Annotated in this window: 5 protein-coding genes; all 5 read right to left on the minus strand. The window is 70.8% G+C overall.

The window, feature by feature from the left end:
- Positions 1 to 114: 114 nt before the first annotated feature.
- Positions 115 to 1,095, minus strand: coding sequence for a sigma 54-interacting transcriptional regulator (locus D7V97_RS35950; protein ID WP_120615136.1), 981 nt, complete (start codon positions 1,093 to 1,095; stop codon positions 115 to 117).
- Between the two features lie 123 nt (positions 1,096 to 1,218).
- Positions 1,219 to 2,346: a BMP family protein gene (locus tag D7V97_RS35955; RefSeq protein ID WP_120615137.1), complete on the minus strand. Its 1,128-nt coding sequence runs from the start codon at positions 2,344 to 2,346 to the stop codon at positions 1,219 to 1,221.
- 117 nt (positions 2,347 to 2,463) lie between these two features.
- The gene (locus D7V97_RS35960; protein WP_120615138.1) at positions 2,464 to 4,662 is read right to left on the minus strand and encodes an RCC1 repeat-containing protein; all 2,199 of its coding nucleotides are present in this window, start codon (positions 4,660 to 4,662) and stop codon (positions 2,464 to 2,466) included.
- 320 nt (positions 4,663 to 4,982) lie between these two features.
- A complete protein-coding gene (locus D7V97_RS35965; protein WP_120615139.1) occupies positions 4,983 to 7,655 on the minus strand; it encodes a DUF4215 domain-containing protein in 2,673 nt (890 codons plus the stop codon).
- Between the two features lie 11 nt (positions 7,656 to 7,666).
- A partial coding sequence (locus D7V97_RS35970) for a PEGA domain-containing protein (protein ID WP_120615140.1) occupies positions 7,667 to 8,617 on the minus strand: 951 nt, incomplete at its 5' end.

The following is an 8,617-nucleotide window of genomic DNA, read 5'->3' on the forward strand; positions in this document are numbered from 1 at the left end:
GGGAGGCGTGGGGTGGGCGAATCCATCCACCCTCCGCCCGCGCAACCCCGTGTGATGTCTGGGAAGGGGGAGGTGGACGAAAACATCCACCCCCTGGGCTTCGCGGCCCCGGCTTCAGCGCTCGGTGAGGCCGTGGCGGCGCATCAGCTCGAAGAAGGCGCGGCGGTGCTTGCCGCTCGCCCGGGCCGCGGCGGCGATGTTGCCGGCGTGCGCCACGAGCGACTCCTCCAGGTAGGCCCGCTCGAAGGCATCCACCACGCGGCGCTTCGCCTCCTGGAAGGGCTCGCGCGCGGAGGCGGCTGAGGGTGCTGCGCCGGCCACGGCGGGAGGCGGCTCGCGCTTCGGCTCCGGCAGGAGGGGCAGGTCCGAAACGTCCACCCGCGTGCCTCCGTGCGCGCACAGGAGGAAGCGCGCGCAGTTCTCCAGCTCGCGCACGTTGCCGGGCCACGGGTAGGCGTACAGCCGCGCCAGCGCCGCGTCGGAGAAGGTGACGGTGGGCCGGCCGTACTCCGCCGCGTAGCGCAGGAGGAAGTGCTCCAGCAGGGGCGGGATGTCCTCCGGGCGCTCGCGCAGGGGCGGCACCTCCAGCGGCACCACGCGCAGGCGGAAGAAGAGGTCGAAGCGGAAGTGGCCCGCGCGCGCCTCCTCCAGCAGGTCCGCGTTGGTGGCGGCGATGATGCGCACGTCCGAGTGCTGCATCCGCGACGCGCCCAGCGGCCGGTACTCCTTCTGCTGGATGAAGCGCAGCAGCTTCACCTGCGCGGCGAGGGGCAGCGCGTCCACCTCGTCCAGGAAGAGCGTGCCGTGCTCGGCCTCGGCCACCAGGCCCTGCGTGCGCGTGCGCGCGCCGGTGAAGGCGCCGCTGCGGTGACCGAAGAGCTCGTTCTCGAAGAGCTCCGCGGGCAGCGCGCCGCAGTTCACCGGGATGAAGGCATGCGCGGCCCGTTGGCTCCGCTCATGGATGCGCCGCGCGTACAGCTCCTTGCCCACGCCACTGGGCCCCTGGATGAGGACCTCCACATCATGGGTCGCCGCCGCGGAGACCATGTCCAGCAGCCGGACATGGGTGCGGCTTTGACCGAGGATGTCGACCATGCTTCACCCCCCGTGAACCCTGACGGTACGCCAGTGAGGCACCCTGGATTCAAGAAATCAGGGGCCCTCCGTGTAACGCCAGCGCCAACGTTCATTCCCGGGCGGGGAGCGTGCCGCAGTGCTTCAGGGGCTTGACGCGCCCGGGGAGGTGGGCACCTTCAGCTCCCCGGAGATGATGCGGGCCTTGAGCGCGTCCACCGTGCGCAGCGCCTCCGCCTTGCCCTGGAAGTCCAGCCGCACGGGGGCCAGGCCGATGCCGCCCTCCTTCAGCCCGAGCGACAGGTTGCCGCCCGTGAGGCGTCCCTGGCGCTGGTCCCGGATGGCCTCGTACACCACCAGGTCCACGCGCTTGAGGACGGCGGACAGCACCGCCTGCGGCGCCAGGTGGGACGGATCCGAGTCCACGCCAATGACATACACGGACCGTCCCGCGTCGCTCGCCTCCTTCACGGCCTGGATGGCGCCCAGCCCGTCCACGCCCGCGGCGGCGAAGAGGACGTCGGTGTTCTTGAGCAGCAGGTCCTGCCCCACCTGCTTGCCCAGGGCGAAGTCGGTGAAGCTGCCGGTGTAGTTGACGAGCACCGTGGCCTTCGGGTTCGTCGCGGCCACGCCCGCGCGGAAGCCGGCCTCGTAGCGCTTCACGAGCGGGATCTCCATCCCGCCCACCATGCCCACCCGGCCCGTCTTCGTCACGAGGCCCGCCAGGGCGCCCGCGAGGAAGCAGCCCTCCTCCTCGCGGAAGACGACGGTGCGCACGTTGGGCAGGGAGAGGGGCCGGCCCTTCGCGTCCAGCAGCGGGCTGTCCACCAGCAGGAAGGGCAGCTTGGGGTTCTTCCGGGCCACCTCCTCCACGGCGTTCTCCAGCATGAAGCCCACGCCCATCGCCAGCGACACCTGCTGTTCGGCGAGCAGCTGGAGGTTGGGCTCGTAGTCCTCGGCCACGCGGCTCTGGAGGACGATGGGCGTGATGCCCAGCGGGCTCGGGCGGTCGGGGTCGGAGGCCTGCTGGTAGCCCCCTTGCGTGTACTGGAGCCCCGCGGCCCACAGCTCCAATCCGCGCAGCGCGGAGTCGTTGAAGGCGTGGTCGCCCCGGCCTCCCAATCCCAGCACGAGGCCGATGGTGGGCTTGGAATCCGACGGCTTCGGCGGGGCGCCCTCGCTCCCGGCGGGGGAGGGCGCTTCCTTCTTGCAGCCGGAGGTGGCCGCCAGCAGGCACAGGGCGAGGCAGACGACGCGGCGGTGCGGGCTCATGGGACCGTCACCTCTACCATGCGTCTACCGTGCCCCGGGCCTGCTCCCCGGCCGGGCGGGAGCGTCACGGGCGGCCCCTCCTCTCAAGAGCGTCCTCCCTGGAAGGTGGGTACCGGGCTACAGCAGGGAGATGCTGGGCGTGATTCCGTCGGAGGGGACGCCATGGCCGAGCTGGCCATCGGCGTTGTAGCCCCAGGCCCACACGGTGCCGTCATCACGCACGGCCAGCATGTGGTCGCCTCCCGCGGCGGCCGAGATGACTCCGCCGCCCAGGCCCTGCACCTGCCCCGGCGCGAGCGGATTGGACGTGGAGCCATTGCCCAACTGCCCCCAGTCGTTGTCGCCGCCGGCCCACAAGGCACCGGTGGCGCTCAAGGCCAGCGAGGTGTTCCCGCCGCCGGCCAGCTCCACCAGGCCCGTCATCGCGACCTGCGCCGGCCGGGTGCGGCTGTACCAGCCACTGGCGAGCAGCAGCGTGCCCGTCCCGCCGTCGCCCCAGGCCCACCCGGTGCCATCGAAGCGCACCGCCAGCGAGTGCGCACGGCCGGCGGCCACGCTCACCACCCCGGTCAGTCCCTGCACCTGCCCGGGCGTGTAGCGACGGTTCTTGAAGCCATCCCCCAACTGGCCCCCGTTGTTGCCGCCCCAGGCCCACAGGGTGCCATCGGAGCGCACCGCCAGGGAGTGCGAGCCACCCGCCGCCACCTTCACGACGTCACCGAGTCCCGATGCCTGCACCGGCGTGGCGCTCTCGTAACCGGCGCCAGGATTCCCAAGCTGCCCGTCGTAGTTGGAGCCCCAGGCCCACACGGTGCCGTCGGAGCGCAACGCCAGGGCGTGGCCCCCTCCCGCGGCGATGGCCGTGATGCCGCTCAGCCCCGCCACCTGCGCCGGCACGGCGCCGCCGTTGCCCCACTCCCACACAGTGCCGTCGAAGAGCAACGCCAGCGAGCGCTCGCCACCCGCCGCGACAGCCATGACGCCACCGAGCCCCGACACCTGCACCGGCGCGGCCCGGCGCGTGGTCGTCCCATCCCCGAGCTGGCCGGCGAAGTTGGCGCCCCAGGCCCACACGGTGCCGTCGTACCGCAGCGCCAGGGAGTGGGACGGGGCCGCCGCCACGAAGGACACATCGCTCATCCCCTGCACCGCCACCGGCAGGAGCTGCCGTGCGGGCGTCCCATCTCCCCGCTGCCCCAAGTCGTTGTTGCCCCAGGTCCACACGGTGCCATCGGAGCGCAGGGCCAGGGCGTGGTCCCGCCCGGCGGCGGCGGCGGTGACCCCCGTCAACCCCTGCACCAGCGCGGGGGTGGTGCGGCCACTCTTGGTGCCGTCGCCCAGTTGTCCGCCATCGGCGTTGTAGCCCCAGGCCCAGACGGTGCCATCGGAGCGCACCACCAGGGAGAACCCGCTGCCCGCGGCCACGTCCACGGCTCCGGTCAACCCCTGCACCTGCACGGGCGAGGTGGGCGGGAACGGGGCCATGGAGACGTACGCGTTGCCCCAGGCCCACACGGTGCCGTCGGGCTTCACCGCCAGCACGTGATCCTCGCCCGCGGCGACAGCCGTGATGCCACTCAGCCCCGGCACCTGCACGGGGGTGGAGGAGGAGGTGGTGGTGCCATTGCCCAGCTGGCCAGAGCGGTTGTCGCCCCAGGCCCACACGGTGCCGTCGAAGCGCAGGGCCAGGGACAAATCGAAGCCCGCGACCACGGCCACGGCTCCGGTCAACCCCTGCACCTGCACGGGCGTGGAGGAGGAGGTGGTGGTGCCATTGCCCAGCTGGCCAAAGGAGTTGCTGCCCCAGGACCGCACGGTGCCATCCGCCATCACCGCCAGGGCGTGAGTCTCGCCCGCGGCCACCGCCGTCGCCCCCGTCACCCCTTGCACCTGCACGGGCACGGTGCTGAACGTCGTGGAGCCATTGCCCAACTGGCCGCTGCTACTGTCGCCCCAGGCCCACACGGTGCCGCCAGAGCGGAGCGCCAGCGAGTACTCCCGGCTCGCGGCCACCGCCGTCGCCCCGGTCAGCCCCTGCACCTGCACGGGCACGGCGCTGTTCGTGGTGGAGCCATTTCCCAACTGCCCCCGGGCGTTGGAGCCCACCGCCCACACGGTGCCGTTCGGACGCACCGACAGGGAATGCTCCCATCCCGCGGCCACGCGGGCGCGCGGCCTCGTGCGCACGATGGGCGAGCCCACCGACGCCTCCTCGACGGAATCCCCCGTCGCGGGTTGGCCACAGCCCATCGCGAACCACAGTCCGAGGCAGACTCCCAGCCATCGGTTCATCCGCTGCTCTTCGCTTCGTTGCATGCATCGCTCCTGGTGTGGTCGTCCATCCGGTTGCATTGGCACGGAGCCGCTGCGCCGAGTCCATGGACGGACGCGGTCGCCAACGGGCGTTGGAATGCGGGTCTGGCGCCTCCGCGACGAGGGCTCCGGACGTAACCGGGCTTCGGTTTATTCTCGGCCTCGCACCCAGTGCCTCCCGTCGAGCAGGGGGCCATGGTGAGCACCCAAGTGGTGCGTTCACCGCTTGAGACCGCCGGGCCCAGCTCACGGGCCATCCCCGCACCGCCCTGGACAGCGACGGCCCGCCGGGGACGGCGAGCCGCTGAGGCCGGGAGGAGGGGCTACGGGGGCGTGCAGGTCTTGGTGGCCCCGCAGACCAGCTCGAGCTCGCGGTCGCAGTCCTGGTTGCCCACGCACTCCGCGCCCGGCGGGCAGTCGAAGCCGCCGCCGCCCTTCATCCCGTTCACCTTGAAGATCGGGTCCGCGACCTGCTCCGTCATGGCCTGGTTGCCAATCGAGCCCTTCAGCTTGTGGGTGAGGTCCACGACGCTCGCACCCGAGGCGACCGAGGCCTGGACTTCGAACGGATCCGGCACCGCGTTGATGGCGGTCTGGATGACCACGGCGATCTGTGCCGCCGAGGTCCCGCCCGAGACGACGACGGCCCGGGCGGCGGGGTTCTTGAGGGCTCCGTTCCTATCGATCTCGAAGATGACGGGCGGGTTGATGCCATCGCTGAGGGTGAAGGTCTCCTCGTCCTTCAGACCTGAACTCGCCGGAGTCGTGATGGTGCCCGTGGCCTCCTTGAGCGTCAGCACCTTGCAGTCGGCGCTGCAGGAGCCGCAAGCCAGGGTGTTGCCGTCGTCGCAGGCCTCGTTCGCCGCGTTCGAATCCTTCACGCGATCGCCACAGACGTTGCCGACGAGGTTGAGGACGGTCTGGCAGTCGTCGCTGCACCTCTGGCAGCTCGCGGTGCCGTAGGGGCACGCGGCCTCGGTGGTCTTGTTGCCGTCGTCGCAGGCCTCGTGGGCCAGGTCCACCACGTTGTCACCGCACACGTTCCCCTTGACCGGCACGAGCGCCTTGCAGTCATTGCGGCACACGTTGCAATTCGCGGTGCCGTAGGCGCATGAGGTCTCGGTGTCGGTGTTGCCGTCGTCGCAGACCTCGTTCGCCGAGTTCGGGTCCTTCGCGCCATCCCCGCAGACGTTGCCGACGAGGTCGAGGACCACCTTGCAGTCGGCCTTGCACTTCTGGCAGCTCGCGGTGCCGTAGGGGCACGCGGTCTCGGTGGTCTTGTTGCCGTCGTCGCAGGCTTCGTTCGCCGGGTTCGGGTCCTTCACGTTGTCGCCACAGACGTTGCCCACGCGCGACAGGACCTCCTTGCAGTCGAACCGGCACACGCTGCAACTCGCGGTGCCGTAGGCGCAGGCGTCCTCGGTGGCGGTGTTGCCGTCGTCACAGGCCTCGTTCGTGGCGTCCTTCGCGTTGTCGCCGCAGATGTTGCCCAGGAGGTTGAGGACGGTCTTGCAGGTGTTGTTGCACCGCTGGCAGCTCGCGGTGCCGTAGGGGCACGCGGTCTCGGTGGCGGTGTTGCCGTCGTCGCAGGCCTCGATGTTGTTGGGGCCGGAGACGTTGACGTAGGTGTCTCCGCAGACGTTGGGCTTGCAGCTGTCGAGGCAGTCGTCGTCGCTGCGGGAGTTGCCGTCGTCGCACTGCTCCTTCGCCGCGGTGTTGGTGACGCTGTCGCCGCAGGCCACGGGCGTGCAGTCGACGTCGCAGACGGCCGAGTTCGGACCGTCATCACACTGCTCGTTCGCCGAGGTGTTGAGGAACCGGTCACCGCAGGCAGCCGGCGTGCAGTCGGAGTCGCAGGTGAGGGAGTTGCCCCGCGTGTCACACAGCTCGCCTGCCGTGGTGTTGGGGTAGCCGTCGCCACAGAAGGCGATGGTGCAGTCGGCGTCACAGGTGCTGCTGTTGACGGGACCCGGGTTGTCGCACTGCTCGCTGGCGGAGGTGTTCACGACGCCATCGCCACAGGAGCGTGCCGTGCAGTTGGCATTGCAGGTGGCTGACTCGCCCCCGGTGTCGCACTGCTCGCCGGCGGTCGTGTTGAGGATGCTGTCGCCGCAGACGCGCACCGTGCAGTTGGCGTTGCAGGTGGCGGACTCGCCCCCGCTGTCGCACTGCTCCTCGCCGTCGCGGACGCCGTTGCCGCAGCCTTCGGCCGAGCGGCAGTCCGCGCTGCACCCGTCCTTGCTGACGTTGTTGCCGTCGTCGCAGATCTCACCCTTCACGGCGTCGATGACGGAGTTGCCGCACGTCTCGTCGGACTTGCAGTCGGAGCTGCACCCATCGCCGCTCAGGTTGTTGCCGTCGTCGCACTTCTCGCCCTTGGTGGTGTCCTGGTAGCCATTGCCGCAGCTCTCCAGGGAGCGACAGTCGGCGCTGCACCCATCGCCGCTGACGGTGTTGCCGTCGTCGCAGCGCTCTTCCTTGGTGGGGTCGGTGTAGTCGTTGCCGCACACCTCGGTGGACAGACAGTCGGCGCTGCACCCGTCGCCGCTCGTGTTGTTGCCGTCGTCGCACTTCTCGCCCACGGCCACGTCCAGGATGCCGTTGCCGCACACCTCGCTGGAGAAGCAGTCGGCGCTGCACTTGTCGCCGCTGACGGTGTTGCCGTCGTCGCACTTCTCGCCCCGGGCGAGGTCGACGATGCCGTTGCCGCACACCTCGCCGGAGGCACAGGTGCGGTTGCAGCCGTCGCCGTCGAGGATGTTGCCGTCGTCACAGGCCTCCCCGCCCTGGACGATGCCGTCGCCACAGTCCGTCGGGATGCAGACGTCCTGCTTCGCGGCGCACTGCTGGCCCGCGGGACAGACGAGCCCCGAGGGGCAGTCCACGGTGGCGGGCTCGAAGCAGGCGGAGAGGAGCAGCAGCGGCGCGGCCAGCAGCACCCACAGGCGCGCCAGGGAGGAACCGCCGGGGAGCGGGGATGCGAAGACGCGAGGCATGGGGTGACCTCTCAGAAACGGAACGTGGCCAGGGCACCGCCCGAGCCGCCGCCAAGAAGGGGAGTGACATCCACGGTCACCGCCTCCTCCTGGCCTGGGTCGATGCGATACGGCTGGGGTTGATTGAGGACGGCCAGCACCGCGCCGGTGATGAGGGCCGCGCCGCCCACGGCGTACCCGGCGAAGGCTCCGCGCTGCATCAGGTTGCCCTGGGAGCGCTGGTCGGCGACCTCGGTGGGCGGCACGCAGCCGCCGCACTCGGCGATGCCGGATTCGAACGCGCGGAAGCGGTCGCGGGACTGGAGGTGGAGGAAGCCGCTGCCGCCCGCCACGGCCACGCCCGCGCCCATCACCAGCCAGGGCATGGCGGCGGACCAGCGGCGCTTGTAGCGGATGAGGTCGTCGGAGGTGAACAGCTTGAGGTCGAGCTTCGTCGTCTCGCCGGGCAGCAGGGTGCGGTTCTGGTCGCTGGGCAGGAAGCCGTCCAGCGACGCGACGACGCGGTGCGCGCCGGGGCGCACCAGGCCCTCATAGCGCCCGGGGGCCACGAAGAGGCGCTGGCCGTCCATCGTCACCGTGGCGCCGGCCGCGTCGCAGGAGATGTCCACCCGCGCGAGCTGCTTCTCCACGAGGGTCTTGTAGTTGCGGGCGTACTCGAACTTCTCGTTCTCCAGCGGCTCCGGGCCGTAGCGCAGCGCCGCGATCAGGTGCTCGTGCACCTCCAGCGGCTGGTCCAGGTTCATCAGCGCCAGCGCGAGGTTGTAGTGGATGGCCGGGTGGTTCCAGCGCGCGAGCGCCAGGCGGTACTTCTCCACGGCGCGCACGAAGATGGACTCCTTGAGCAGGGCGTTGCCCTCGCTGAACTGCACGAGCGCGGCCTCCTGGTCCTGCTTCGAAACCCCGTCCGCCCACGGGCGCCCCGCCGAGGCCTCCAGCACATTGCCGGCCTGCTCCTGCTTGGG

Origin of the sequence: Corallococcus sp. CA053C (assembly GCF_003611675.1) — a bacterium.
In the GTDB taxonomy this organism is placed as follows: Bacteria; Myxococcota; Myxococcia; order Myxococcales; family Myxococcaceae; genus Corallococcus.